Origin of the sequence: Pseudoxanthomonas sp. X-1, assembly GCF_020042665.1 — a bacterium.
GTDB classification, from domain to species: Bacteria; Pseudomonadota; Gammaproteobacteria; order Xanthomonadales; family Xanthomonadaceae; genus Pseudoxanthomonas_A; species Pseudoxanthomonas_A spadix_A.
Genome location: NZ_CP083376.1, coordinates 1,388,567 through 1,414,568, shown reverse-complemented (window position 1 = coordinate 1,414,568; position 26,002 = coordinate 1,388,567). Strand labels below are relative to the sequence as shown.

At 65.1% G+C, this 26,002-nt stretch carries 20 protein-coding genes and 1 pseudogene; 12 read left to right on the top strand and 9 right to left on the bottom strand.

Features of this window, described 5'->3' with window-relative positions; translation table 11 throughout:
• Positions 1–2 precede the first annotated feature (2 nt).
• A complete protein-coding gene (locus LAJ50_RS06205) occupies positions 3–1,865 on the bottom strand; it encodes an ATP-binding cassette domain-containing protein (RefSeq protein WP_138652253.1) in 1,863 nt (620 codons plus the stop codon).
• Positions 1,866–2,143: 278 nt separating this feature from the next.
• Between LAJ50_RS06205 and LAJ50_RS06200 the strand changes: the two genes are divergently transcribed.
• The 5 genes from LAJ50_RS06200 (at position 2,144) to LAJ50_RS06180 (ending at position 9,325) form a co-directional block, all read left to right on the top strand.
• Positions 2,144–4,561, top strand: a complete 2,418-nt coding sequence (locus tag LAJ50_RS06200) for a TonB-dependent receptor (protein WP_138652255.1) — start codon at positions 2,144–2,146, stop codon at positions 4,559–4,561.
• Positions 4,562–4,797: 236 nt separating this feature from the next.
• The gene (locus LAJ50_RS06195) at positions 4,798–5,997 is read left to right on the top strand and encodes a site-specific integrase (protein WP_074546693.1); all 1,200 of its coding nucleotides are present in this window, start codon (positions 4,798–4,800) and stop codon (positions 5,995–5,997) included.
• Positions 5,994–7,061, top strand: a complete 1,068-nt coding sequence (locus LAJ50_RS06190) for a PDDEXK nuclease domain-containing protein (RefSeq protein ID WP_138652257.1) — start codon at positions 5,994–5,996, stop codon at positions 7,059–7,061. The genes LAJ50_RS06195 and LAJ50_RS06190 overlap by 4 nt, the downstream gene beginning before the upstream one ends.
• 331 nt (positions 7,062–7,392) lie before the next feature.
• The gene (locus tag LAJ50_RS06185) at positions 7,393–7,788 is read left to right on the top strand and encodes an ATPase (RefSeq protein WP_074546695.1); all 396 of its coding nucleotides are present in this window, start codon (positions 7,393–7,395) and stop codon (positions 7,786–7,788) included.
• A 196-nt stretch (positions 7,789–7,984) separates the two neighbouring features.
• Positions 7,985–9,325 (top strand): ISL3-like element ISStma11 family transposase, encoded by a 1,341-nt coding sequence (locus LAJ50_RS06180; protein WP_019183731.1) that lies wholly within the window; start codon positions 7,985–7,987, stop codon positions 9,323–9,325.
• Positions 9,326–9,407: 82 nt separating this feature from the next.
• On the opposite strand, the gene merA is transcribed toward LAJ50_RS06180, so the two are convergent.
• Genes merA through merT form a run of 3 tightly spaced genes read right to left on the bottom strand, consistent with a single transcriptional unit; the run spans position 9,408 to position 11,754 of the window.
• Positions 9,408–11,102 (bottom strand): mercury(II) reductase, encoded by a 1,695-nt coding sequence (gene merA / locus LAJ50_RS06175; RefSeq protein WP_138652259.1) that lies wholly within the window; start codon positions 11,100–11,102, stop codon positions 9,408–9,410.
• A gap of 10 nt (positions 11,103–11,112) precedes the next feature.
• Complete coding sequence (gene merP / locus LAJ50_RS06170; RefSeq protein WP_012480190.1) at positions 11,113–11,391, bottom strand: mercury resistance system periplasmic binding protein MerP; 279 nt, start codon at positions 11,389–11,391, stop codon at positions 11,113–11,115.
• Between the two features lie 12 nt (positions 11,392–11,403).
• Positions 11,404–11,754 carry a mercuric ion transporter MerT gene (gene merT, locus LAJ50_RS06165; RefSeq protein WP_019183730.1) on the bottom strand — a complete coding sequence of 117 codons (351 nt, stop codon included), beginning with the start codon at positions 11,752–11,754 and terminating at the stop codon, positions 11,404–11,406.
• Between the two features lie 74 nt (positions 11,755–11,828).
• On the opposite strand from merT, the gene merR reads away from it, so the two are divergent.
• From merR to LAJ50_RS06145, 4 genes are all read left to right on the top strand, one after another.
• Entirely contained in the window at positions 11,829–12,236 is a 408-nt protein-coding gene (gene merR / locus LAJ50_RS06160; RefSeq protein WP_012480188.1) for an Hg(II)-responsive transcriptional regulator, read from the top strand.
• Positions 12,237–12,993: 757 nt separating this feature from the next.
• Entirely contained in the window at positions 12,994–13,821 is an 828-nt protein-coding gene (locus LAJ50_RS06155) for a DUF932 domain-containing protein (RefSeq protein ID WP_130551944.1), read from the top strand.
• Positions 13,822–13,899: 78 nt separating this feature from the next.
• Positions 13,900–15,936 (top strand): ParB/RepB/Spo0J family partition protein, encoded by a 2,037-nt coding sequence (locus LAJ50_RS06150; protein ID WP_130551943.1) that lies wholly within the window; start codon positions 13,900–13,902, stop codon positions 15,934–15,936.
• 62 nt (positions 15,937–15,998) lie between these two features.
• Positions 15,999–16,208 (top strand): hypothetical protein, encoded by a 210-nt coding sequence (locus LAJ50_RS06145; RefSeq protein WP_130551942.1) that lies wholly within the window; start codon positions 15,999–16,001, stop codon positions 16,206–16,208.
• A 123-nt stretch (positions 16,209–16,331) separates the two neighbouring features.
• Here the strand turns inward: LAJ50_RS06145 and LAJ50_RS06140 are convergent, their stop codons facing one another.
• Positions 16,332–17,381 (bottom strand): DMT family transporter, encoded by a 1,050-nt coding sequence (locus LAJ50_RS06140; protein WP_130551941.1) that lies wholly within the window; start codon positions 17,379–17,381, stop codon positions 16,332–16,334.
• A gap of 783 nt (positions 17,382–18,164) precedes the next feature.
• Here LAJ50_RS06140 and LAJ50_RS06135 point away from each other — a divergent pair.
• Positions 18,165–18,479 (top strand): DUF736 domain-containing protein, encoded by a 315-nt coding sequence (locus LAJ50_RS06135; RefSeq protein WP_130531600.1) that lies wholly within the window; start codon positions 18,165–18,167, stop codon positions 18,477–18,479.
• 71 nt (positions 18,480–18,550) lie between these two features.
• Here LAJ50_RS06135 and LAJ50_RS06130 read toward each other — a convergent pair whose 3' ends face one another.
• Positions 18,551–18,844: a helix-turn-helix transcriptional regulator gene (locus tag LAJ50_RS06130; RefSeq protein WP_130531523.1), complete on the bottom strand. Its 294-nt coding sequence runs from the start codon at positions 18,842–18,844 to the stop codon at positions 18,551–18,553.
• Positions 18,845–19,161: 317 nt separating this feature from the next.
• On the opposite strand from LAJ50_RS06130, the pseudogene LAJ50_RS06125 reads away from it, so the two are divergent.
• Positions 19,162–19,383 (top strand): annotated as a pseudogene (locus LAJ50_RS06125) (DUF2958 domain-containing protein); the annotation flags it as partial.
• A 97-nt stretch (positions 19,384–19,480) separates the two neighbouring features.
• Here the strand turns inward: LAJ50_RS06125 and LAJ50_RS06120 are convergent.
• The 3 genes from LAJ50_RS06120 to LAJ50_RS06110 are packed head-to-tail and all read right to left on the bottom strand — an operon-like array spanning position 19,481 to position 23,933.
• Complete coding sequence (locus LAJ50_RS06120; RefSeq protein ID WP_138652261.1) at positions 19,481–22,228, bottom strand: Tn3 family transposase; 2,748 nt, start codon at positions 22,226–22,228, stop codon at positions 19,481–19,483.
• 23 nt (positions 22,229–22,251) lie between these two features.
• Positions 22,252–23,523, bottom strand: a complete 1,272-nt coding sequence (locus LAJ50_RS06115) for a site-specific integrase (RefSeq protein ID WP_138652263.1) — start codon at positions 23,521–23,523, stop codon at positions 22,252–22,254.
• Positions 23,520–23,933 carry a helix-turn-helix domain-containing protein gene (locus LAJ50_RS06110; RefSeq protein ID WP_130531493.1) on the bottom strand — a complete coding sequence of 138 codons (414 nt, stop codon included), beginning with the start codon at positions 23,931–23,933 and terminating at the stop codon, positions 23,520–23,522. Before LAJ50_RS06110 ends, LAJ50_RS06115 begins: the two co-directional genes overlap by 4 nt.
• Before the next feature lie 90 nt (positions 23,934–24,023).
• On the opposite strand from LAJ50_RS06110, the gene LAJ50_RS06105 reads away from it, so the two are divergent.
• Positions 24,024–25,982: a cytochrome c/FTR1 family iron permease gene (locus LAJ50_RS06105; RefSeq protein WP_130531492.1), complete on the top strand. Its 1,959-nt coding sequence runs from the start codon at positions 24,024–24,026 to the stop codon at positions 25,980–25,982.
• The last annotated feature ends 20 nt before the right edge of the window (positions 25,983–26,002 follow it).

Below are 26,002 nucleotides of genomic sequence, written 5' to 3'. Positions count from 1 at the left end.
GCTCAGGCCGCGTCGTCGTACAGCGCCATCCAGGCGGCCTCGGCCTTGGCCAGGTCGCCGGCGGCCTGCTCGCGCTGGCGGCCGAGCGCGGCCAGCCGGCCGCCGTCGGCGGCATTGGCCGGATCGGCCAGCTGCGCATCGATCGCGGCCACGGCCGCTTCCAGCTGCGCCACCTTGTCCTCGGCCGCCTTGAGCTTGTGCGGGTTCGGCGGCTTCTTCTGCGCCAGCGGCGGGGTCGGCGGCGGCGGCGTGGGCACGGCCTGGGCCAGCTTCTGCTTGGTGCCCTGCGCGGCCGGGCGGGTGCGCAGCCACGCGGCGTAGTCGTCCAGGTCGCCGGAGAACGGCTCGACCACGCCGTCGGCCACGCGCCAGAAGGTGTCGCAGACCAGGCCGATCAGATGGCGGTCGTGGCTGACCATCACGATGGCGCCTTCGAAGATGCTCAGCGCTTCGGCCAACGCCTCGCGCATCTCAAGGTCCAGGTGGTTGGTCGGCTCGTCGAGCAGCAGCACGTTGGGCTGCTGCCAGGCGATCAGCGCCAGCGCCAGGCGCGCGCGCTCGCCGCCGGAAAAACCGTCGACCACCTCGAAGGCGCGATCGCCGGGGAAGTTCCACTTGCCCAGGAAGTCGCGGAACGACTGGGTGGACGCATCCGGGGAGATCTCGCGGAAGTGGTCGATGGGCGACTGCCCCTCGTGCAGCGACTCGACCGTGTGCTGGGCGAAGTAGCCGATGCACAGGTCCGGATGCGCGCTGCGCTCGCCACGCACCGGCGCCAGTTCACCGACCAGGGTCTTGACCAGGGTGGACTTGCCCGCGCCGTTGGGACCGAGCAGGCCGATGCGGTCGCCGGCCTCCAGGCCGAAGCCGACCTTGTGCAGGATCACCGTGTCCTCGCCGTAGCCGGCCTCGACGTGGTTGAGGCGGATCAGCGAATACGGCAGGCGCGCCGGCGCGGCGAACTCGATGCGGAACTCGCGCTCGGCGCGCACCGCCTCGGTGCCGGCCATCTTGGCCAGGCGCTTGATGCGGCTCTGCGCCTGGCTGGCCTTGCTGGCCTGCGCCTTGAAGCGGTCGATGAAGCTCTGCAGATGCGCGCGCTCGGCCTCGGCCTTCTCGTGCTGGATCTGCTGCTGGCGCAGGTGCTCGGTGCGCTGGCGTTCGAAGTCGGTGTACCCGCCGACGTAGAGCTTGGCGCCGCCGCCGTGCAGGTGCAGGGTGTGGGTGGCCACGTTGTCCAGGAACTCGCGGTCGTGGCTGATCAGCAGCAGCGTGCCGGGATACTTCAGCAGCCACTGCTCCAGCCAGAACACCGCGTCCAGGTCGAGGTGGTTGGTCGGTTCGTCCAGCAGCAGCAGGTCGCTGGGCATCATCAGCGCGCGCGCCAGGTTCAGGCGCACGCGCCAACCGCCGGAGAAGTCCTTGACCGCGCGCTGGTGGGTGTCGGCCGGAAAGCCCAGGCCGTGCAGCAGCTTGCCGGCGCGGGCCTGGGCGTCGTAACCGCCGACTTCCTCCATGCGGATGTGCACGGCGGCCACCGCTTCCCAGTCCTCGGCAGCCATGGCGTCGGCCTCGGCCTTGAGCACGGCGGCCACTTCGGTGTCGCCACCCAGCACGAAGTCCAGCGCCGCGTCCGGCAGGGCCGGGGTTTCCTGCGCCACGCTGGCGATGCGCACCTTGCCCGGCAGCTCGACATCGCCCTTGTCCGCCTCCAGCTCGCCCTTGACCGCGGCGAACAGGCTGGACTTGCCGGTGCCGTTGCGCCCGACCACGCCGACCCGGTAGCCGGCGTGCATGGCCAGGTCGACATTGGACAACAGCAGGCGTTCGCCGCGACGGAGGGCGAAATTACGCAAGGAAATCATGGGGGGCTTCCGAAATAACCGAAGGGCATGAGGAGATGAGGACCCTTCCTGCGACGCCATTCTAACGTTAACGAATACTTGACTCGGAGCCCGCGAGACGTGCCGCAACCCCGGAATTCCCGGCGCGCGGCGCGCACGGCCAAAGCGATTTCAGCCGAAACCGGGTTTGACACACCAGTTAGAAAAGCGTTAATTCGAAAGTGCGTCGCGACCTCGCCCCTGTTCAGGCGACGAGCCCTCCCCCAGCGATGCATGCCTTTATTACCGGAGTTGCACAGATGAACCGCAAGACCAGTCCCCTCGCCGCCGCCGTGGCACTCGCCCTGGCCGCCGCCCCCGCCTTCGCCCAGGACGCCGTCACTTCCGCGCCCGTCAAAGCCAGCACGCTGGATACCGTGATCGTCACCGGTACGCATGTGGCCGACCGCACCGTGGCCGAATCGCAGTCGCCGATCGACATCATCTCGCCCGAGACCCTGCAGGCCACCGGCACCACCGAGCTGGCCACCGCGCTCTCGCGCGCCCTGCCCTCGCTCAACTTCCCGCGCCCGGCGCTGGTGGACGGCACCAGCGGCGTGCGCCCGGCGCAGCTGCGCGGGCTCTCGCCCGACCAGGTGCTGGTGCTGGTCAACGGCAAGCGCTACCACACCTCGGCCGCGATCAACCTCAACGGCAGCATCGGCCGCGGCTCCTCGGCGGTGGACCTCAACAGCATTCCGGTCGCGGCCATCGAGCGCGTGGAAGTGCTGCGCGACGGCGCCTCGGCGCAGTACGGCTCGGACGCCATCGCCGGCGTGATCAACATCGTGCTCAAGGGCGCCGGCAGCGGCGGCAGCCTGGCGGTAAACTACGGCAAGTACGCCAAGGGCGACGGCGAGCAGTACCAGCTCTCCGGCGATGCCGGCGTGGGCTTCGCCGACGGCCGCGGCAAGCTGCACGTGGCCGGCCAGGTCGGCTACCAGGATCCCACCAACCGCTCCGGCGCCTACGCCGGCAGCACGCCCAACACCGGCAACTTCCCCTCGGTGGGCCAGAAGGCCTTCGTGATCGGCGACCCGGACGTGGACGCCGGCGCGGTCTCGGCCAGCACCAGCTTCGACTTCAGCGACCACCTCAGCGCCTACGCCACGGCGATCGCCAGCAACCGCGACATCGATTCCTACGCCTTCTACCGCTCGAAGAACCACAACAACCAGAGCGCGCTGCTGGCGCAGTTCTATCCGGACGGCTACGTGCCGGTGATCAACCAGTACTCCAAGGACCGCTCGCTGATCGCCGGGCTCAAGGGCAACACCGACGGCGGCTTCACCTGGGACGTCAGCTACAACTACGGCTACAACAAGATCGACTACCACACCCGCAACACCATCAACTACACGCTCGGCGCGGCCAGCCCGACCAGCTTCTACGATGGCGCGCTGGAGTACACCCAGAACATCTTCAACGCCGACTTCACCCAGGCGCTGGACTGGGGCCTGGCCTATCCGGTGACCTGGTCCTTCGGCGCCGAGTACCGCGGCGAGAAGTGGAACCAGTCGCCGGGCGAGTACGGCTCCTACGCCAACGCCGGCCTGGGCATCGCCGGCTCCAGTTCGGGCGCGCAGGGCTTCGGCGGCTTCACGCCGGCCAACGCCGTCCACGCCGACCGCCACAGCTATGCGTTCTACACCGGGCTGGAAGCCGACTTCACCGACAAGTTCTCCGCCGGCCTGACCGGTCGCTACGAGGACTACTCGGACTTCGGCAGCAAGGTCTCGGGCAAGCTCTCGGCGCGCTACGCCTTCACCGACCGGGTCGCCCTGCGCGCCACGGCGTCCAACGGCTTCCGCGCCCCGTCGCTGGCCCAGCAGAGCTTCCAGGCGATCTCCAGCACGATCAACAACGGCGTGTTCTTCCAGTCCGGGACCTTCCCGGCCGACACCGCCGTGGCCCAGGCCCTGGGCGCCAAGCCGCTCAAGGCCGAGACCTCGACCTCCTACAGCGTGGGCCTGGTGCTGCAGCCGACCGACGCGTTCTCGCTGACGGTGGACGCCTACCAGATCAAGATCGACGATCGCATCCTGCTGTCCTCCAACGTCAACACCACCCCGGCCGCGCGCGCGCTGCTGACCAGCCTGGGCCAGGACCAGGTGACCCAGTTCCGCTACTTCACCAACGCGGCCGATACCCGCACGCGCGGCGTGGACGTGGTGGGCACCTACGCGATCCCGTTCGCGACCAGCGGCCTGGACCTGACCGCCAGCTACAGCTACGGCAAGACCGAGGTGACGCGCCTGGATGCGTCGCCGGCCGTGCTGACCGACCTGGGCATCACCACCGGCCTGGTCGGGCGCGACGAGGTCGGGCGGCTGGAGGACAGCTTCCCCAAGAGCAAGGCGATCGTCGGCGGCACCTGGCACAGCGACCACTGGAGCGTGGGCCTGACGGGCACGCGCTATGGCAGCGTCACCGTGCGCAACTCGACCACGCCGGCCAACGACCAGACCTTCGATGCCAAGTGGCTGGTCGATGTGACCGCCAGCTACAAGCCGACCTCGCAGTGGACGCTGACGGTGGGCGCGGACAACGTGCTGGACACCTATCCGCAGGAGAACACCTACGCCAACTCGACCAGCGGCGTGTTCCCGTACAGCAACTACTCGCCGTTCGGCTTCAACGGCGCCTACGTGTACGGCCGCATCGCCTACACCTGGTAAGCCGCTCCACCGCCATCGCGTGAGCCAAAAGCCCCGGCCGAATCGGCCGGGGCTTTTTTTGTTTCACGATGACTCCAGCACCGAACTTCGCTGGACTACGACCTGGCTCGCTGTGGCAGGTTTATCAAGGACTTAGGTCAGTCCATCCTATGCCGGTGCTTTCAGCAACTTGACCCGGCTTCCGCCCGCGTGACTCCCACGTGGCACCTGGAAACCGGGGTGCCGGAGGAGTCAGCATGGCAAAGATCAAACTCACCAAGAGCGCCGTCGATGCGGCGCAGCCCCGAGCGCAGGCGGTTGAACTGCGAGATACCGCCGTGCCGGGTTTCCTCTGCAAGATTACTCCAGCGGGTCGCAAGGTGTTCATGCTCCAGTACCGTACGAACGCCGGCCAGCGTCGCAAGCCCGCCCTGGGACTGTTCGGCGAACTAACCGTCGAGCAGGCCCGCGTCATGGCGCAGGACTGGCTGGCCGAAGTACGCCGGGGCGGCGATCCCGGCGCGGCCAAGACCGCCGCCCGCAAGGCACCGACCATGAAGGAGTATTGCCACACCTTCATGGAGGACTACTCCAAGCAACGCAACAAGCCAACCACCCAGCGCGGCTACTGGGGCGTCATCAACCGCAACATCATCCCTATCATGGGCCGGATGAAGGTGCAGGACGTAAAGCGTCCCGACATCGCGGCACTGATGAAAAAACTGGCCTACAAGCCGGCCGAAGCCAACCGCACCTTCGGAGTGCTGCGCAAGATGTTCAACATGGCAGAGGTATGGGGCCTGCGACCGGATGGCACCAACCCGTGCCGGCACGTTCCGATGTACCCACCTGGCAAGGAAACCCGGCTCATCGTGGACGACGAGCTGGTACTGATCTTCCGCCACTTGGAGAAGCTGGAGGCGGAAGGGCTCGAAAACTATGTCATCCCGCTGGCGATCCGCCTGCAATTCGAGTTCGCCGCGCGACGTTCCGAAATCTGCCCGCTCGAATGGGACTGGCTGGATTTCGAGAAGCGGCGCGTGGTGTGGCCCGACAGCAAGACCGGCGGCATTTCCAAGCCCATGAGCGCGGAAGCCTATCGGCTGCTTTCGACAGCGCCGCGTCGGGAAGGCTGTCCTTACGTTCTGCCATCGCCCAACGACCCGAGCAAGCACCTGACCTTTGGCGAGCATTACAGCGGCTGGAAGCGCGTGCTCAAGGCCGCCGGTGTGCCACATGTCGGCACGCACGGCATCCGCCATCGCTCGACGACCGACATTGCCAATTCTGGCGTGCCGACCAAGGTAGGCATGAAGCTGACGGGCCACAAAACCGTGGCGATGTTCATGCACTACGTTCACACCGAGGACAAGCCGGTGCGCGATGCGGCCGAGCTGGTGGCGAGCCGGCGCCAAGCCATTACGGGCGCTCGCCAGCTGGCCGAGGGGGCGGCATGAACGGGCGCCGGTCATCCGTGGCATCGTCCGCAGTGCCGTCGGCATTGCTGAGTGACATTCGGACACTGATCGAGGCGGCGCGGCAGCGCGCCGCTTCGACGGTGAATAGCGAGTTGACGATGCTCTACTGGCGCATCGGCCAGCGCATCCACACGCAAGTCTTGGAGGGCCGGCGGGCCGACTACGGCGAGGAAGTCGTGTTGACCTTGGCGGCGCAGTTGGTGAAGGAATACGGCAGCAGTTTCGGGGTCAAGAACCTGCGCCGTATGGTGCAGTTCGCCGCCACCTTTCCCGACGAGCAGATTGTCGTATCACTGATACGACAATTGAGCTGGACGCATTTCATCGCCCTCATCCCGCTGAAAGACCCGCTCCAGCGGGACTACTACGCGCAGATGGCAGGCGCCGAACGCTGGAGCGTGCGGACGCTGCGCGAGCGCATCGACTCGATGCTATACGAACGCACGGCCCTATCCAAGAAGCCGGGCGAGACGATCGCGAAGGAGCTGGCCACGATGCGCGATGCGCAGCGCATGTCGCCCGCCCTGGTCATGCGCGACCCGTACATCCTCGACTTCCTGGGATTGCGGGACACCTGGCAGGAAGGCGATCTGGAGGCGGCGATCATCCGCGAAATGGAGTCGTTCTTGCTGGAGCTGGGCGCCGGTTTCAGCTTCGTGGCCCGGCAGAAGCGCATCCAGATCGACGACGAGGATTTCCACCTTGACCTGCTGTTCTACAACCGCAAGCTGCGGCGGCTGGTGGCGGTGGAGTTGAAGATCGGCGAGTTCAAGGCAGCCTACAAGGGGCAGATGGAGCTTTACCTGCGCTGGCTGGACAAGCACGAGCGCGAGCCGGAAGAAGCCTCGCCGCTGGGGATCATTCTCTGCACCGGCAAGAAGCGCGAGCAGATCGAATTGCTGGAACTGGACAAGTCGGGCATCCATGTTGCCGAGTACCTGACCAGCTTGCCGCCGCGTGCGGTGCTGGGCGAGAAGTTGCAGCAGGCGACCGAGCGGGCGCGGTTGCAGATCGAGCAGCGGGAGCCTAGCGAGAAGTCCTGACAGCAGCATCCGTGCGTCCTGGCGTGCCGCCGTCGGGTTCGCGGGCTGCGCCCCGCGCTTCGTGCCGAATCGCGGCCATCCGGCTTTGACCCCTGACGCCTTCGGCCCTCGTGGGCCTGCACGCTCCGCTTGCCAAAGGCGGGTATGTGCATTGGGCGGGGTGTAGGCGGTCTTGCTGTTCCCTTCACCGTACCACGGCGTTCTCGCCGTCAAGGGCTGCGCGCGTATAGCGCGCTGGCGTCCTGGCGGCCGGCTTTGCCCCCTGACTGCTTGCGCTGCGCCGTGCTGGCGACGGTTCCGGGCAATTCCGCCCGTGCAACCGGAGATCGTCATGAACGACAAATCGCACGTTTCCCTTGAACAACACGTTTGCCTTGTCTGCGGCGTTCGCTTCGACACCGGCGCCATCCTGCTGGATCGCCGCCTGCGCGCGAGCATGGAGCACCACACGGCCACCGGCTGGGGCCTGTGCGCCGAACACCAGAAGCTGTCCGACGATGGCTTTGTCGCACTCATCGAATGCGATCCGCAGCGCAGCGGCTCGCCGGCGGGCGGTGCGAACGTAAAGCCCGAACAGGCATATCGCACGGGTCGCCTGGCGCACCTGAAACGCGAGGTGTTCGCTCGCGTGTTCAACTTGCCGATCGCAGCCAACCAGCCGTGCGTGTTCGTCGAACCCGGCGTCATTGAGCAGTTGCAGTCGATGGTTGCACCGGCGGCGAACTGATCGCACGCCGACAACCCGGCGCATCGTCCTTCGGGGCGACGCGCCTTTCTTTTGGGTATCCGGAATCTGGTGTGGGTTCTGGCTCCTTAGGTCTTTGTAGCTATCACTTTCAAAGAATGGATTTTGGTGTTGGACGGCTGAGCGGATGTGCTAGAGTAAAAGTCGGATTTCAGTGTGGGTTCGCCCAAGGTGCTGAGTGACGGACTTTCTCCAGCTGCGAAGCCTGAAGACGCTTGAAATCCTGACCAGCGAGGACAGTTACGTCGTCAAGGCCGAAGGCGTCAATCAGTGGGTGACCTGCCCGCTGTGCAAGACCGGACGCCTGCATGGTCACGGCTCACAGGAACAGTCGTTTCAGGACACACCGACGCACGGCAAACCCGTCGTGATCTTCATCCAGCGCCGTCGCTATCGCTGTACAAGCTGCACCAAGACCTTGTTTGAGCCTGTGGCGGACCTTGATGGAAAACGCCAAGCCACGGCGCGTCTGGTGCGTTATATCCGCGACCAGTCCTTCTCCAAGACCTTTGCGGCCCTTGCCCGGGAAGTAGCCGTGGACGAAAAGACGGTCCGCCACGTCTTCGACGATTTCATCGAGGAGGTCGAGGCCAAGACCCAGTTCCGGACGCCGCGGGTGCTGGGTATCGACGAGCTCAAGATCATCGGCCAGTACCGGGCCATGATCACCAACGTCGAGCGCAAGACCGTGTTCGATATCCGCCCCAGCCGGGCCAAAGCCGAGTTGATGCCCTATTTCCGCGACCTGCGGGACAAGGACTCGGTCGAGTGGGTGGCGATGGACATGTACCACGTTTATCGGCAGGTGGTGCGCGCCACGCTGCCACAGGCCCGGATCGTGGTCGATCGATTCCATATCCAGCGCATGGCGAACGACGCGCTGGAGAAGCTGCGCAAGCGCATTCGCAAGGATTTGTCCACCCGGCAGCGCCTCAAACTCAAGGACGAGCGGTTCCTGCTGCTCAAGCGGCAGCACGACCTGACAGGGAGAGATATGGACCGGATGCGGGAATGGTTCCAACAGTTCCCGCTCCTAAGCGAAGCCCACGCGCTCAAGGAAGGATTTCTGTCGATCTGGGATCAGAAGACCCGCCCAGCAGCAGAAGCCGCCTGCGCGAAGTGGCAGGCCAATATTCCGACCGAATTGGCGGCCACGTTCAAGGACCTGACCACCGCCGTGCACAACTGGCACGACGAAATCTTCGCCTACTTCGAGCAGCCGATTACCAATGCCTATACTGAGTCAGTCAACCGAGTGGCCAAAGACATGAACCGCATGGGCAGGGGTTACAGCTTCGAGGTGCTTCGGGCGCGCATGCTCTACGACAAGAAGGCGCGCAAGGATGGCTCGGTTATCGAAACCGTGTTGGTCGATGACGACGACCCAATGACCACGGACTTCGTGTTCCAGCGGATGACCACGGCGGCAACGCGCAAGAAGAAGATCACGCGCGTGGTCGAGTACGGCCCCTATCTCCCGACGCTGGCGCGGCTACTCGAAGAGGGGTATTTCGAATAGTCCTCAGCCCATTGTGCAAGAGGCGGCGCTTCAGCCTGAATTTGTGATTCAGCCGATGAAGCATAGGTAAGAGGCCCAGCCACTACCCCGCGCAACAGGACAGTTGCTTTACGTCCTTGGTGAAGGTTTGTGCCGCGAGTTTCAGCCCCTCGACCATCGTCAGGTAGGGGAATAACTGGTCGGCCAACTCTCGCACCGTCATGCGGTTGCGAATCGCCAGTACTGCGGTTTGGATCAGCTCGCCTGCTTCCGGGGCTACCGCTTGCACGCCGATCAGTCGTCCCGAACCGGCCTCCGAAACCAGCTTGATGAAACCGCGCGTGTCGAAGTTGACCAGCGCCCGGGGCACGTTGTCGAGCGTCAGCGTGCGGCTGTCGGTCTCGATACCGTCGTGGTGCGCTTCGGCTTCGCTGTAGCCCACGGTGGCGATCTGCGGGTCGGTGAACACCACCGCCGGCATCGCCGTCAGATCCAGCGTCGCGTTGCCACCCGTCATGTTGATTGCAGCGCGGGTGCCGGCCGCCGCCGCGACGTAGACGAACTGCGGCTGGTCAGTGCAGTCGCCGGCGGCATAGATGTGCGGCACGGTAGTGCGCATCGCGTGGTCGATGGTGATGGCGCCTTGCGCATTGACCACCACACCGGCCGCGTCGAGGTTGAGCGTGCGGGTGTTTGGGGTGCGGCCGGTGGCGAACAACAGCCGGTCGGCATGCAGTTCGCCGCGTTCGGTGGTGAGCACGAATTCCCCATCCTGATAGGCGACCTGGCTGGCCTGGGTGTGGTCCAGCACTTCGATGCCTTCGGCGCGGAACACGGCCGTGATGGCCTCGCCAATGGCGGGGTCTTCGCGAAAGAACAGTGTGCTGCGCGCCAGCATGGTCACCTTGCTGCCCAGCCGGGCAAAGGCCTGCGCGAGTTCGACGGCCACCACCGACGAGCCGATCACGGCCAGCCGATCGGGGATCGTGTCGCTGGCCAGCGCTTCGGTCGACGTCCAGAAGGGCGTGTCTTTCAAGCCCGGGATCGGTGGAATCGCCGGACTGGCCCCGGTGGCGATGAGGCAGCGGTCGAAACTCACCTCGCGCATCCCGTCGTCAGCGGTTGCCACGGTCAGCGTGTGCGCATCCTTGAATCGGGCATCGCCGCGCAGCACGGTGATGGTCGGGGTGCTCGTCAGGATGCCTTCGTACTTGGCGTGGCGCAGTTCATCGACGCGCCCCTGCTGCTGAGCCAGCAAGCGCTTACGCAGAATCTTCGGCGAGGCGGCGGCAATGCCGTCATCGAACGGACTCTCGCGACGCAGATGCGCAATGTGGGCAGCGCGGATCATGATCTTGGACGGCACACATCCGACGTTGACGCAGGTGCCGCCGAGAGTGCTGCGCTCGATCAGCGTCACACGCGCCCCTTGCTCGACGGCCTTCAACGCCGCCGCCATCGCCGCGCCGCCGCTGCCGATCACGGCCACGTGCAGTGCAGCCTCATCGTCCTCGCGCTTTGGTTCGCCGCCCAGCCGCTCTTGTGCATTGTTCAGCAGGTCGCTGGGTTGCCCCGGCGCATCGGCAAGCTGCGCTCGGTAACCGAGTGCGGATACCGCCGCGACCAGCGAGGTCACGTCCGCGGCGGTACCTACGCTGGCCTCAATCTCGGCCCGGCGCTGTGGGTAGGACACTGAGGCCGAACGCACGCCGGGCACCTTTTCCAAGGTCTGCTTGACGTGCTCGGCGCACGACCCGCAGGTCATGCCATCGATGTGCAGCGTGATCGCCTCGGTCATGAGCGTGTGCTCACTTCTTGACGGTAGACGGGTAGCCGGCGTTCTCGGTGGCTTTGGTCAACGCGGCCGGAGTGGTCTTGGCATCGTCGTAGGTTACCACCGCCTCCTTGGGCTCCCAGGTCACCTTGGCCTCGATGACGCCTTCGACCTTGGTCAGCGCCTTCTTGACCGTGATCGGACAGGTGGCGCAGGTCATGCTCGGCACCGACAGCGTGACGGTTTTGGTGGCGGCCCAGGCGGGAGCGCTGAGGGCAACGGTCAGAGCGAGCAATGCGACGAGTTTCTTCATGGCAATCTCCTTTCAGTAGAACAGGGGCATGAGGTAGGGGAACACGAGCGCGATCAGCACCAGGGCGGTGACGATCCAGAAGATCACCTTGTAGGCCGTCCGCACCTGGGGCACGGCGCATGCGTCGTCCGGCGCGCAGGCGCGAGCCGGCCGGAAGATGCGACGCCACGCGAAGAACAGCGCCACGAGCGCCACGCCAATGAAGATCGGCCGGTACGGTTCCAGCGCGGTCAAGTTGCCGATCCAGGCGCCGGAGAAACCCAGCGTGATCAGCACCAGCGGACCGAGGCAGCAGGTCGAGGCGAGGATGGCGGCGAGGCCACCGGCGGCCAGTGCACCGCGGCCGTTGCTGGGGTCTGCCATGTGAGGGATCTCCTTCCGAGACGTTGCGTGATGCGCTAAGGTTACTTCCGTAGTCAAGTACGGAGTCAAGCGCGATGGTGAACGATCCGCAAACACTGACCATCGGGGCTTTCGCCAAGGCCGCTGGGGTCAACGTGGAGACCATCCGGTTCTATCAGCGCAAGGGGTTATTGCCAGAACCAGGTCGGCCCGTCGGCAGTATTCGCCGCTACGGATCGGCGGACGTGGCGCGGGTGCGTTTCGTGAAATCCGCCCAGCGGCTGGGGTTCAACCTGGACGAAGTCGGCCAACTCCTACAGCTTGAGGACGGCACTCACTGCAGCGAAGCCGCCGAGCTGGCTGCGCTCCAGCTCACCGACGTGCGCACCAAGATGGCGGACCTGACGCGAATCGAAGCGGTGCTGTCACGGTTGGTCAACGAGTGCCATGCGCAGCGAGGCACTGTGTCGTGCCCGCTGATCGATTCTCTGCACGGGAGCTAGGCGCGTGGCTTAACCCGGTTTTCCGTTCCACTGCGCCTCAAACCCCAGTTCGAGCCGGGGGCAAGGTGACCTGCCACTGATTGTTTCCTTGCACCGACATGCGCCAGACAAAGCCCACACTGAAGGCTAAAAGCGCGTAAGCCTTGCGATACCAGAAACCTACCGAACGAGAGCTGTCAGACAAGAAGGGCTAGTGCGGTCTTCCCACACTAAAATCCGGATACCCTTTCTTTTTGCTGCGTCTGATGTCGATGCTTTCGCGCCTTCGGCGCTGCGCGCTGCGCTTGCACTCCAGGGGAAAGCCCTGCGGGCTATCCCCGCCGCGCTGCGCTTGGCGCCCCTGCAATGCCGCCGCCCCGGCTGCGCCGGCGCGGCCTTCGGCCCGGCTCCGAGATCCGGGCCTGCGCGCTTCGCTTGCGTGGTGTCTGCGCCAACGTAGCGGCCGTCGCCTGTCGATCCGCCTTTCCTGACTTCATCACCTTGTCCGCGACTGTAGCCCGCGGCCGTGTGCCGTCAAGGCGCGCAGGGCCGTGTCCTCGGCTGCGCCTGCGGGCCGCACCAACCCTGCGCTTGTCTCCTTGACGGCCCCCGTCCGCGCGCTCCTGACCGTCGCGGGCGATGAACTCAGGAAAGACGGTGGCAACGAGGCCGGCCCAGGTCTCCGCGCCGACCCCACCGGAGAAGCCGAAAGGCGGGCTCCGAATCTAGGAATCCGGTGGTGGCTTTTTCGACAGCAACCCTTGTCAGGAGAACGACCATGCAACTTGCTTCCCGCTTCGCATCCCGCTCCCCGGTGCTGCGCTCGGAACATCCCTTGTCGGATGACCAAATCCGCGCCGTAGCCCCGTCCATCTTCGCGGACGCCCCGCACGAAAGCCGCTCGGAACGGTACAGCTACATCCCCACTGCCACCGTGCTGCGCGAACTCCGCAGCGAAGGCTTCGAGCCTTTCATGGTGACGCAGACCCGCGTGCGGCAGGACGACCGCCGCGACTACACCAAGCACATGATCCGGCTGCGCCACGCCAGCCAGATCAACGGCCGCGAGGCCAACGAAATCATCCTGCTGAACTCCCATGACGGAACGAGCAGCTACCAAATGCTCGCCGGCATGTTCCGGTTCGTTTGCAAGAACGGACTGGTATGCGGTGACACCGTGGCCGACGTGCGCGTGCCGCACAAGGGCGACGTAGCCGCGCACGTCATCGAAGGCGCATACGAAGTGCTGCACGGCTTCGACCGCGCGCAGGAATCCCGCGATGCCATGCAGGCCGTCACGCTGGACACCGGCGAAGCCGAAGTGTTCGCGCGTGCCGCGCTGGCGCTGAAGTACGACGCCCCCGACAAGCCCGCACCCATCACCGAAACGCAGGTGCTCGCGCCGCGCCGTCTCGACGACGACCGCCGCGACCTGTGGAGCGTGTTCAACCGCACGCAGGAAAACCTCTTGCGCGGCGGCTTGCACGGTCGCAGCGCCAACGGTCGCCGCCAGACCACCCGCCCCGTGCACGGCATCGACCAAGACCTGCGCCTGAACCGCGCCCTGTGGCTGCTGGCCGAGGGCCTGCGCCAGTTGAAAGCCTGAACCCCACAGCGGCAGGGGCGGGCAGCAGCCCTTGCCGCTTCTCTCGCTGCTGCATCCCAACCGCTAGGAGTTATCACCATGAACGCCGTACTCAAAACCGAAGTCATCGCCATCGAAACCGCCGCGCCGCTGGAAGCCGCCGACCCGACCAAGAATCTGATCTTGGTTCCGCTCTCGCAGTTGCAGCCGCGCCGCTCCAAGCGCAACGCGCGCAGGACGCCGCGCCTGTCCATCCCCGAACTAGCCGCGAGCATTTCCCGCGTCGGCCTGCTGCAAAACCTCATCGTCATCCTCGCCGCCGATGGCGAGCAGTACGAAGTCGTTGCCGGCGACCGCCGCCTGACCGCGTTGAAGCTGCTGGCGAAGAAGAAGCGCATCCCCGCCGACTACGAAGTGCCGTGCCTGTTGGTGCCCGATGCCTCGGCGCGTACCGTCAGCCTCGCGGAAAACCTGCTGCGCGAGCAGATGCACCCCGCCGACCAGTTCGAGGCGTTCGCCGCGCTGGTGAAGGAAGGCCGCCCCATCGAAGACATTGCCGCCGACTTCGGCGTGTCCCCGCTGGTGGTGCAGCGCCGCCTGAAGCTCGCCAACGTCTCGGCGCGCCTGCTGGACGACTACCGTGCGGGTGGCGTCACGCTGGAACAGTTGATGGCCTTGACCATCACGGACGACCACGCCGCGCAGGAAGCCGCGTTCTACGGTGCGCCGGAATGGCAGCGCGGCGCGTCCGCGCTGCGCGAGCGCCTGACCGAACGCGAAATCAGCGCCAGTCATCCGCTGGTGCGCTTCGTCGGGCTGGACGCCTATAACGAGGCGGGCGGCGGCATCCGCCGCGACCTGTTCGCGGAAGGCGATGCCGGAACCTACCTCACCGACGCCGCACTGCTGGAAACGCTGGTGCGCGGCAAGCTCGACGCGCACGCCGAGGACGTGCGCGCCGAGGGTTGGGCGTGGGTGGAGGCCGTGCCACACATCAGCCACGCCGAACGGCAGGCGTTCCAGAACGCGCCGCGCCAGCGCCGCGAACCGAGCGCGCGCGAGGCCCGCCGCATCGCCTCGTTGCAAGGCCGTCTCGACAAGATCGACACGACGCTGGAAGAAGCCTACGACGCCGAGGACGAGGACAAGGTGGCAACGCTGGAAGAACGGCGCGAGCAGGTGGCCGGGGAACTGCAAGCCATCGAGGACGCCTTGCAGGACTACGCGCCGGGCGTGCGCGCCGTGGCCGGTGCCATCGTCACCATCGACCGCGATGGCGAAGCTGTCATCTATCGCGGGCTGTTGCGCGAGGCCGAGGCCAAGGCGCTGCGCACGCTGCACCGGCTGCGGCAGGGTTTCGCGGAGGGCGGAAGCGCGAACGAGGACGAAGGCGATGCCAACGACGAAACGCCCAAGGCCGTGAACGTCTCCGACCGGCTGGCGCAGCGGTTGAGCGCCCACCGCACGGCGGCGCTGCAAATCGAAGTCGCCCGGCATCCGCACGTCGCGCTGGCTGCGCTGGTGCATGGCATGGTGCAGGCCATCCTGCAGGACGGTCACTACCATGACAGTTTGCCGCTCGGCGTGAGTCTGAAAGCGCAAGACCGACTGGAAAGCCTTGCCCCAGACGTATCGGAATCGCCTGCCGCCGTGGCGCTGCGCACGGCGCAGGAAGTCGCGGGCGAAGCGTTGCCGCAGGACAGCGCCGAACTGCTCGCCGCGCTGCTGGCGAAGCCGCAAGACGAGCTGGTGCGGCTGCTGGCCGTGTGCGTGGCTTCCACAGTGGACGTGGTGACGCCGCGCGCCACCCCGCACCAACCCGGCGCGGAACTGGCGCAGGCCGTGGGCCTCGACATGGCCGCATGGTGGAAGCCGACCGCCGAAGGCTACTTCAAGCACGTTTCCAAGGCAGTGATTCTGGATGCCGTGGGCGCGTTTGCGCCGGATTCCATCACCCGGCTGGCGAAGCTCAAGAAGGCCGACATTGCCAGCGAAGCCGAGCGGCTGGCCGATGGTACGGGCTGGATGCCAGCCATTTTCAAGGCCGAAGGCTCGCAGGAGACAGGCCCGGAGCAGGACGCCCCGGAGGATGCCGAGGCAATGGCGGATGAACCCGCCGAGGCGCTGGCCGCTTGACCCGCGCCGAAGGCAAGCGCCCCGGCCTCGACCGGGGCGCTTCGCTGGAAGGAGAAGTCCCCATGACCCGCATCACCACCAGCCGCCCGCGCATGGCGGCGATCTACGCCCCCGGCACGGTGCGCGCCCGCCGCTGGCACGGCGACGGCGACGTGCGCGGCTACCGTCCGCCCTCGGGCTGGACGGCCCGCGCCGATCTCACCGACATTCACCCCATCACGGGCCACACCTTGCCGCGTGCCGTGTGGTGGCTCATCGAGACGAAGGAATAAACGCGATCAGCACCGCGCCCAGGCCGTTCCGTCCTGGGCGCGGTGAAACGCAAATCGGGCGCGGCCGTGGCCGCGCCCGGTGTCAAAGCCCGACAGCCATTAGCGGCGCAATGCCTTGCGCCGCTAATGGCTGTGCTGGTGATGCACGTCGGGGAAATGGGGATGGCGATGCGTGATCGGCGCATGCCGGTGCGGATGTGAATGCGGCTCTACGCCATCCCACGCGAAGGCGTGTTCATGGCGATGGTGTTCGTCGTGCACATGCCGATGGACATGTTCCAGCGGTTCATGCGTGTGCAGGTGCTCATGCCGTTCGGTCAGGTGCAACCAGACCCCGACGCCCATCAGCACGGCCGCCAGCCAGAAAGCCGCCGAGGTCGGTTCCTGAAAGACGGCGATGGCAACGACGGCCCCGATGAAAGGCGCGGTCGAAAAATACGCGCCCGTGCGGGCGGAGCCGAGGCCGCGCAGCGCCAGGACGAACAGCACCAGGCTGACGCCGTAGCCGGCCAGTCCGACGCTCATGGCTTCGGCCATGCGCGGCCAGGCCGGCAGCGTGACGCCCAGCGCCAACGCCAGCGTGCAATTCGTGATGCCGGCCACCAGCCCTTTGGTGCCTGCGATGAAGACGGCATCGGTGGCCGACACCTTGCGCGTCAGGTTGTTGTCCACGGCCCAGCACAGGCAGGCACCGGCCACGGCGAAGCTGCCCAGTGCGCTGCTCTGTACCGTGCCACCGTGCTGCGACCATGCCAGCAGCAGGCCGCCCGCCACGATGAGGAGCATGCCCAGCACGATGCGCCGATCGGCGTTCTCGCGGAAGACCACCCACGCCAGCACCGCGGTCAGTACCGCCTCCAGATTGAGCAGCAGCGAGGCATCGGCTGCCGAAGTGTGGGTCAGGCCCACCATCAGGAGCAAGGGGCCGAGCACGCCGCCGCTGGCGATGGCCCCTAGCAGCCAGGGCCACTCTCGCGCCGGCAGATCAGGCGCGGCAAAGCCGCGATCCCTGATGAGGCGAACCACCCAAAGCCCGATGCCGCTGCCGAGGTACAGCAAGCCAGCGAGCAATATCGGGGAAATGTCGCCTGCAAGCTGTTTCGCAAAAGGCGTGCTGGCACCGAACAGCAGCGCGGCCGCAAGCGCAGCCAGAATCGAGGGATGGCTTGTCATGGGGAAAGCCTGTCATCAATGCGTCCAAGAATGTCACCTTACACTGGGTTTGCACTTCGCTTTTCCAGTTTCGTTGCCGGAATCGGGTATGGCGTGACGGCGCCAAGGGCGCCGCCGGGCTTTCGGGCTGCGCCCCGTGCCGTCTTCGCCGTCACGGCCATTCGGCTTCAATCCCTCACGCCTTCGCGCCTGCGGCGCTGCGCGCTTCGCTTGCGAGGAAGGCTGCGCCCCGCCGCAATGGGCGGGGCTTGTGGGGCTACGCCCCGGCTTGCTGCGGCAGGTTGTGCCCAGGCGTGCCGTCCTCGACGCTGGCGGTTCGCCGCCTGTACGTCACGAAGGACGGTTCACCGACACGCCGCCCGGCCGCCCTATGGAGCTTCCACGCCACGCAACAAGCACGTCGCCGCAAGCTGCGGCAAGGGGCGTTCTCGCCTTTCGTTGGGGGTGTTGGCCTTGCCCGCGCCAGGGCGCAAGCCGGTGCAGCCGTCGCGCGGAGATGCCGAGTCGGCCATGTCTCCTTTCGGGACAGGCGGCCCGTGCGTCCTTGCTTTGTTGTGAATCCTGGCGAGGGCACGGCTTCGCCTTGGGCTTCATGGCCGCAACCTTCCAGCGAAAACAATTTCCCCGCCGCTGCGCGGCTTCCTCGCGGGACAAATTCTTTTCGCTTCCAGGTTCTCCACTGCGTTTCGACCGCAAGCGGTGCGGCCAGCCCATCCCCCGCCGGCCGGATCACAACAAGGACGCACTGGCGCGACCTTGTTCAACCCGAAAGGAGAAAACATCATGGCTAACATCGGCACTTTCACCGCAGAGAAAGACGGCTTCACCGGCACGCTCCGCACCCTGACGCTCAACGTCAAGGTCAAGCTGGTTCCCAACGACAAGGGCGAGAAGGAGAACGCCCCCGATTTCCGCCTGCAGGCGGCCGGCCACGACATCGGCGCGGCGTGGAAGAAGACGAGCGAGGCCGGGCGGGATTACCTGTCCGTGACCGTCGACGATCCTTCGTTCCCGGCAGCGATCTATGCCCGCCTGATCGAAAGCGAGAACGGCACGCACGACCTGATCTGGTCGCGCAGCAAGCCGCAGGCGGCCTGACGGCCACCCACCGCGCCCCGCCCATTGCGGCGGGGCGCGGTGCTGCCAGGAGCAGCACGTCACGCACGCGCCTATGGCGCGTCGCGTTCCTTCAAGACGGCCTCAAGCTCCTGGCGCACCTGCGCCAGAAGCTGATCGGCCTTGCGCGTGCTATCGCCGGCGTAGGCCAGCGTCAGCAGCGTGAGCGGATGCACTTCCATGACTTCGCACAGCTCGGTCAGCTTGTGCAGGGTCGGGCTTTTCTGCTCCCGCTCCAGCGAACTCATGTAGGTACGGCTCGACACGTCAGAGAACGCTTCCTGGGTCAAGCCCCGCGCTTTCCTGACCGTCCGTATCGCCGTTGCCAATGAGTGTTTCGCCGCCACCTATGGTTTCCCCGAAAAACCAAGATGACAGCCGATTGCGCCCTATAGGACTACAATCTATAGTGTTCATTTGGTGTTGTTGACTTCCGTATTCGTGCCTTTACGGAAAGCCGCATTGGCGGATTCCGACAGAATCGGGGAACCGCATCCGTGCCTCGGCTGGCCCACACAATTCCGCTTCGACGTTTCCGTGCACGCACGGATTCGGTAGCTTGTGCCTCGGTACTTCCGCACGAAAGCACGCATCCGCTTCCTTGGTTCTGCGCCTTCGCGGAAAAGCGCATCTGCGCATCGTCGGATTCGTGGGGGTTCCGGCCTTGATCCAGCCGCTCGTCACCGAAAAACAACGGGTGCAGCTGCTCGCCGTCGGCGCAGCGCTCGCCGATGGTCAGAACATCGACCCAATACCAGCAGTGCGACTGTTTACGCCGGATGCGCACGCGACTTGGCTGTTGGCCGCGCTCGATCCTGTCGATGGGGATACCGCTTGGGGGCTGATCGACCTCGGTATTGGGATGCCGGCGCTGGGGACGATCAAGAGGGTCGGCAGGGAATCATTACGTACAGGGCCAAAAGCTGCCTAAGCGACTGAATTTCAAGGTTGATTGCTCGTCTCTCGGGGCAGGTTCTCCCCATCTATGGGGTCTGTTCAAGCACCTTGGCTTTGTAGCTCAGCGGCGCCACTTCCCTTTCAAGATCCAGGTGGTAATCGCCGAAGCGATTGATGTGGCTGGTCCGATAAGGCGACAGGCCGGCCAGGATCTCGGGCGTCAGTTCAATCCCCTCCTTCCTCATCTCGGCCAAGGTCCGGCTCATGCCTTCCACGTTGTGGAGGATGATCATGTTGGCCACCAGCTGGCTGTACTTGATGATCTTGCGCTGCTCGTGTTGGACGTTCTCAGCAATGATCCCCTGGCTGCCAAAGAACACCCATTTCACGAAGCCGTTGTATTCCTCGCTCTTGTTGGTGGCAGCATGGATCGTTTTGCGGATCTCATTGTCATCAATGTAGCGCAGCAAGAACAGCGTTCGAACGGCCTTGCCAAGTTCCCGGAAGGCGAAGTACAGCTTGTTCTTCCGGCTGTAGGTGCCCAGCCGGCGCAGGATCGAGGACGCGGTGATCTTGCCCAATCGGATTGAGATCGCCACCCGCAGCATGTCGTGGAGATGGGTGGCGATCAGTTGCCAGTCGATGCTGTCCCCGAACAGTGCCTGGATGTTCTTATAAGCCCTACCCGGTTCGGGCCGAAAGAATGTCAGGTCCTTGATGTTCCGGATCCTGGGCATCAGCTGGATGCCCAGCATGTGGGCAAGGCCGAAGACCGGGTAGCTTTGGGCCTGCGTGTCGCCATGGACGATCTCAGGCTGGATGTCGGAAGTGTTGGCCAACAGACCGTCGAGGATGTAGATGCCCTCGTGCACGCCACAGGGAATGAAGTGGCTGAAGAGCGCCACGTATTTATCGGACACATGGTAGTAGCCGATGCCACCGTAGCCGCCGTAGCGGATGTGATACTCCGACAGCAGGTTGTCCTCGTACACGCTCCACTTCGTGCCATCAGCTGATGCGCTCTTGCCGCTGCCCCAATAGCCAGGCAGGTCGAATTTGTTGTAGGTATTGATGACCTCCACGATGGCCTTCTCAAGCACATCCTCGGTCACGTATTTCAGGTTTAGCCAAGCGACTTGGCGCCGGCTGAAGCCCTTGATCGACCGCGCCGTCTGCGTCGGCCCCAGGTTGCAGCCATAGCAAAATAGCGTGGTGATCACACGTCGGGGCAGATCTTCGACCTGGCTCTCGGTGCCGGCGATCGGGCGGAAGAAACGGTGCAGATCCAGCCATTGGCTGGCATCGATCAGGACATCGACGATGCTGGATTCTGGAAGCCGTTCGGCGATGAGGCGATCCACCGTGGTAATCGCGCTGGAGACTTCGGCGCGTTGCCCCTTCCGCAGCACCAGGCGCCCATCCAGGATGTCCGCATGTACGTTCTCCGGGAAACGCGCGTCGACCTCATCGGCCAGGGAGGTCAATTGTGCGCGCAATCCCGCCACGAAAGACTCGGCGTCGGTGGGCAGGCCTGACACCTGGCCGTAGGCTTCCAGTTCCTGGGCCAAGGTGGCTTCATCGACCAGCTGCTCACGGTAGTCATCAAACCGTTCGCTGCTGGGAATGAAGAGATCGCCGGACTTCAGTTCGTCCTTGACCTGCACCAGCACGGCCAGCTCGAAGTACTTACGGTGCATCCAGCCGGCGCCGGCTGCACTGGCCCGCTTGCCGAACACGTGCTGACGCCAGAGCTTGGACATCCAGTCAAAGTCTTTTTCCGGGTCCAAACCGAGGGAGGCGACCTCGATCAGCTCACGGCGCTGGTTGCGCAGCGAGAGCACCGCTGCGATCAGCGGCTCCATGCCGGCATCGTGGCTGGTCGCCCGAAGGTTCATCAGCTCCAGCCCATTGAACAGCAGCGGCCTGACCGCGCCATAGGGCTGCAGCATGAATGGCAGGTAGTTCTTCCCGGCGTAGGCCATATGTTCTTCGCATTCGGCCAGCAAGGTCGACACTTCCGCTTCCAGGCTATTGTCGATGGCATCCACGCGCTGACTATCGCTGCCGTCGAGCTGATAGGCCTGTAGGATTTCCTTGAGCTGGCCGATGAGGAAGTCGGCCCGTTTGGCATGTTCGAGCTGGTAGGCCAGCAATTTCTGCTGGGCCGTGTTCTCCAGCCCGCGCACCTGCTTGATGAACAACTCGGCTGATTGCCAGCCGGTGAACCTGGACCCTTCCGGTGCGCGCAGCAGTTCGTCGATGAGCGTGCGCGTGGCGGGCGTCAGCGCGTGGCTGATACTGCGGTAGTAGCCCAGGTTGACCCGCTCGCGGGCACCGATGGCGGCCAGTTCCAAGGTGCGGAAGCCAGGAAGTTCGTAGCGATGGTGCACCAGCTCTTCAAGCAGGACGTTCACGATGTCCGGGATGGTGTGCTTGGTCTGGGCTGCACCGGTGGCCACCGTGTCCAGCCAAGACATCCCGGCTTTGGCCAAGGGGCGCACCCCAATGAACTGCCGAAGCTGCGGCATATGCCGGCGCTGGCTGCCGGAAGCGTCGTAGCGTTCGAGCTGGTCGGTGTCCAATACGCGCCCGAGTCGGGCGGCCTTGGCGATGTGCTTCCGGATCCGCTCGGGTACGTCGGCCAACACCGTGAAGTAGCCCAAGCGCTGGAAGAGCTTGAGATGAATCAGTACCGCCAGCTGCGGACCCGGCTGGGTGGTCAGCTGCTTGGCGAATGCAATCTCAGCGGCGGTCGGGGTATAGATCTCCTCCAGTTCCTTGGCGGTGGGATCAGGCTTCAGTCGCGGGTAGGCGGTCTCGTGAAAGGTAGCCATTGGATCCGGAAGTTATGAGGGGATCAATCCCAGTGCCGGCCGTCGTCTGTATTGAGAGACGCTTCCAGGAAACACTGGTGCGTATCGGCCATGCGGTGCATGTCATCGAGCAACGTGGCCAGGATTTCATCCAGATCCCTTTCGGGATCGGTGGGAGCAGTCAACTGGTACTCGCTGCTGGCGGTGTTCAGGCGCACAGCCTGGAACGGGGCCAAGCAGATCTCTTCAATTCGGCCTCGGGCCTTGGCCGCGCCGCGGCCCGTGCGGGCAAACGGGGTCAGCACCATGCGCAGGCGCAGCTGCAGGGCCGATTTGCCCTCCGGCGCCGGCAGTGCCATCGCCGGTACCGGCACGGTTGGACTGGGCAGGCTCGCTTCAATGCGGTCCCGGGCAAACGGGTCACGCCCGTCCAGGTAGCGCATGGCCGACTGCACATCGCGCCAGCCCACGTACTCCATCAAGGCCTTCATGTCCCAGCCCTGGTCGTTGGCCCAGCTGGCAAAGCCGCGGCGCAGCGAATGGCTGCTGTGGAGCCCCGCATCCGCAAAGCCCGCACTGGCCAGCAGCTCGCGCAGCAGGCGCACCAGGCTGTTGGGATGGAGACCTTCGGCGCTTACCTTGCCCCATTGGTTGACTGCACGAAACACCGGCCCTTCTTGCAGGTCAGCCGCCTGCAGCCAGGTTTGGGTCGCCTCCACCGGGCACAACCGCGACAGCGCCGGCACCTTGTAGGTGACGCCGGCTGCCTGCCGATCACCCTTGCTGCGTGGCAGGAAGCAGGTCATTCCCTGTCCCGGCACCAGCGTGAGATGGGCCACGTCCAGACGCAGCAGTTCATCGCCACGGAAGCCCCGCCAGAACCCAAGCAACACCAGCGCTCGGTCCCGTTGATGGCGCAGCGCCGCCGGCCCATCGCCCCGGGCATGTGCCGCAGCGATCGCCGCGGCCAGCCAGTCATCGAGCTCGACCAGCCGCCGAATCTGGAGCGGCGCGGCCTGCTTGACCTGGCCCGGGTGCAGGGTCTTGATGCCTTTGAGGACCTTGCGCACCAGCGGCGACCGGGTGGGATCGACAAACCCATGATCGCGATGCCAGGAGGCAATGGCAGCCAGCCGCTGGCGCAGCGTGCTCGCAGCCAGGGTCTGCGCGTATGCGGCCAAGTACCGGGCCACGCTGTCCGGGGTGGCCGGCAGGTGACCCTGCCAGTCGACCTCGAAGTGCTGCAGCGCCGAGGCGTAGCTGCGCACCGTGTTCTGGCGCGTGGCCGCATCGAGGTAGCGGTCCAGTTCGGTCACTGGCGCGTGGCCTCCACAGCGGCCGGCTGGCGCAGCGTTGACAGGATGGTGCATTCGGCCCGCTGGCCGCCATGGCAACTGGCAATCACCCGTTCCAGCTCGCTGGCCATGCGCTGCAGGTCGGCCATGCGGGCGCGCACGTCGGCCAGATGGCTGCGGGCCAACCGGTCCACGTCCCGGCACGAAAGCTCCTCATCGCCGGCCAGCTGCAGCAGGCTGCGGACCTCCTCCAGGCTGAAGCCCAGGTCCCGGCCACGCGCAATGAAGCGCAGCCGCTCGATGTCGGCCGGGCCATAGACCCGGTAGCCGTTGCCCGTGCGCCCCGGGCGCGGCAGCAACCCGATCCGCTCGTAATAGCGAATCGTCTCCAAGTGGCATCCGCTGGCGTCGGCAGCCTGACTGATTTTCATTCGTAGTACGCTTGACTCCGTAGTAGCTACGGACTTTACGCTGAACCCGTATCCGCCGCCACTCCGGCCGCGGCGCTGCGTGTGACGACCATGCCACTGCCCAACGCCTTGATTCGCTACTGCCTGATTGCCTTGCTGATCGGCTGGGTTCTGCCCGCTTCTGCTCAGGCGGAGCCTGCCGCAGCAGACCTGCGCCAAACCTGGCAGATGCTCGATTACATCGCGGTCGACTACCCCGGCGCGGTCCAGGCCGGCCGCGTAATTGCCCCCAACGAATACGCCGAAATGAGCGAGTTTGCCGGCGCCGTGCGCAGTCAGCTGGCAGCATTGCCCGGTGGCCAGAACCAGCAGGAGCTGACGGCCCAGGCCGACCGCCTAGTCCAGGCGGTGGCAGAGAAGGCCGACCCGGCGCAAGTGGCAACGTTGGCGCGCGGGCTCGGCACGACGCTGTTGGCCCGCTACCCAATCGGCGCTGTTCCGGCGAGCCCGCCGAAGACCTCCCAGGCCGCGTCCATCTACAGCCAGCAGTGCGCGGCTTGTCACGGCCCCACAGGTCACGGTGATGGCCCCGCCGCGCAAGCGTTAAGTCCGCCGCCGATCGCGTTCACCGATGCCACTCGCGCCGCGCAGCGAACGCCGCTTTCGTTGTACGAGGTCATTTCCCAGGGTGTGCCGGGTACCGGCATGGTCAGCTTCTCTGGGCTGGCAGAAAGTGATCGCTGGGCGTTGGCATTCTATGTGGGCAGCTTGGGGTACTCCTCGCAAGCCAAGGCTCAAGGTGAAGCGTTATGGCGCACCAGTGCCGAGGCCCATACGCACATTCCCTCGCTCGAAGCGCTGACACGCACGCGAGAGGCCGATCTTGCCACCACGATGCCCGCCGATCAGGCAAACGCGATCATCGCCTACCTGCGTTCGCAGCCACAGGCAGTAAACGAAGCGGTACCAGGAGCCGATCGCTTTGCGGTGGCGCGGCAGCGACTGGCCGCCAGCCAGCGCGCTTACGCTGATGAGGACCTGGCTCAAGCCAAGAAGCTTGCGCTCTCGTCCTATCTGGATGGTGTAGAGCCGCTTGAACCCACGCTGGCCACGCGCAATCCGTCATTGCTGCGAGAGATCGAAACGGCCATGGCAGGCTACCGCGCGCAGCTGGATCAGCACGATCCGGCGGCTGACGTGGCCGTGCAGGCAGCGCAAATTGCCCAGCTGTTTGATCGGGCGGACGTGGCGCTGCAGGACACCAGAATAGAGGCCAGTACCGCGTTTCTGGGCAGCTTTACCATCTTGGTGCGCGAAGGACTGGAAGCGCTGCTGATCGTGATTGGCATCGTGGCGTTCTTGCGTAAAGCCGAGCGGTCTGATGTGTTGCCGTATGTGCATGCGGGTTGGATCTGCGCGTTGTTGGCAGGCGCAGCTACCTGGGCAGTGGCTACTTACTTTGTTGATATCAGCGGTGCGAACCGGGAAGTCACTGAGGGCGTCTCGGCCTTGTTCGCTGCCGCTGTCCTGCTCAGCGTAGGCATCTGGATGCACCAAAAGAGCCTTGCAGGGCGGTGGCAGGAGTACCTGCACGCCAAGCTGACGAATGCGCTGACACGGCGCTCGGCTGTTTTCCTGTTCATGCTGGCCTTTGTCGCGGTGTACCGCGAGGTGTTTGAGACGATCTTGTTCTACATCGCGATGTGGAGCGATCAGGCGTCCACCGCCATCCTCGCAGGCCTGGTGGCGGGAATCGCGGTGTTGGCTGCGGTGGCGTACTGGATGCTGCGCATGAGCAGGCGACTGCCGATTGGCCGGTTCTTTTCGATCAGCTCGATTCTCATCGCGGTGATGGCGGTCATCCTGATCGGTAAAGGCGTGGCCGCGTTGCAGGAAGCGGGCTGGATCTCTCAAACACCGCTTGCGTTGCCGCGCATCGAATGGATCGGCCTGTATCCGAACTGGCAGTCGCTGCTGGCGCAGGTACTGGTAGGCACCGCCGCCATCGTGGGGTTCCTCGCCAATGCCCGTTCCGGTGTGCGTAGACAGCCAGGCGCAAACAAGCAATGAAACAACACAGCAGAGGACCA

Coding starts and splice junctions, on each gene's coding strand:
- LAJ50_RS06205 (WP_138652253.1), bottom strand. CDS start 1,865: ATGATTTCCTTGCGTAATTTCGCCCTCCGTCGCGGCGAACGCCTGCTG.
- LAJ50_RS06200 (WP_138652255.1), top strand. CDS start 2,144: ATGAACCGCAAGACCAGTCCCCTCGCCGCCGCCGTGGCACTCGCCCTG.
- LAJ50_RS06195 (WP_074546693.1), top strand. CDS start 4,798: ATGGCAAAGATCAAACTCACCAAGAGCGCCGTCGATGCGGCGCAGCCC.
- LAJ50_RS06190 (WP_138652257.1), top strand. CDS start 5,994: ATGAACGGGCGCCGGTCATCCGTGGCATCGTCCGCAGTGCCGTCGGCA.
- LAJ50_RS06185 (WP_074546695.1), top strand. CDS start 7,393: ATGAACGACAAATCGCACGTTTCCCTTGAACAACACGTTTGCCTTGTC.
- merA (WP_138652259.1), bottom strand. CDS start 11,102: ATGACCGAGGCGATCACGCTGCACATCGATGGCATGACCTGCGGGTCG.
- merP (WP_012480190.1), bottom strand. CDS start 11,391: ATGAAGAAACTCGTCGCATTGCTCGCTCTGACCGTTGCCCTCAGCGCT.
- merT (WP_019183730.1), bottom strand. CDS start 11,754: ATGGCAGACCCCAGCAACGGCCGCGGTGCACTGGCCGCCGGTGGCCTC.
- merR (WP_012480188.1), top strand. CDS start 11,829: ATGGTGAACGATCCGCAAACACTGACCATCGGGGCTTTCGCCAAGGCC.
- LAJ50_RS06155 (WP_130551944.1), top strand. CDS start 12,994: ATGCAACTTGCTTCCCGCTTCGCATCCCGCTCCCCGGTGCTGCGCTCG.
- LAJ50_RS06150 (WP_130551943.1), top strand. CDS start 13,900: ATGAACGCCGTACTCAAAACCGAAGTCATCGCCATCGAAACCGCCGCG.
- LAJ50_RS06145 (WP_130551942.1), top strand. CDS start 15,999: ATGACCCGCATCACCACCAGCCGCCCGCGCATGGCGGCGATCTACGCC.
- LAJ50_RS06140 (WP_130551941.1), bottom strand. CDS start 17,381: ATGACAAGCCATCCCTCGATTCTGGCTGCGCTTGCGGCCGCGCTGCTG.
- LAJ50_RS06135 (WP_130531600.1), top strand. CDS start 18,165: ATGGCTAACATCGGCACTTTCACCGCAGAGAAAGACGGCTTCACCGGC.
- LAJ50_RS06120 (WP_138652261.1), bottom strand. CDS start 22,228: ATGGCTACCTTTCACGAGACCGCCTACCCGCGACTGAAGCCTGATCCC.
- LAJ50_RS06110 (WP_130531493.1), bottom strand. CDS start 23,933: ATGAAAATCAGTCAGGCTGCCGACGCCAGCGGATGCCACTTGGAGACG.
- LAJ50_RS06105 (WP_130531492.1), top strand. CDS start 24,024: ATGCCACTGCCCAACGCCTTGATTCGCTACTGCCTGATTGCCTTGCTG.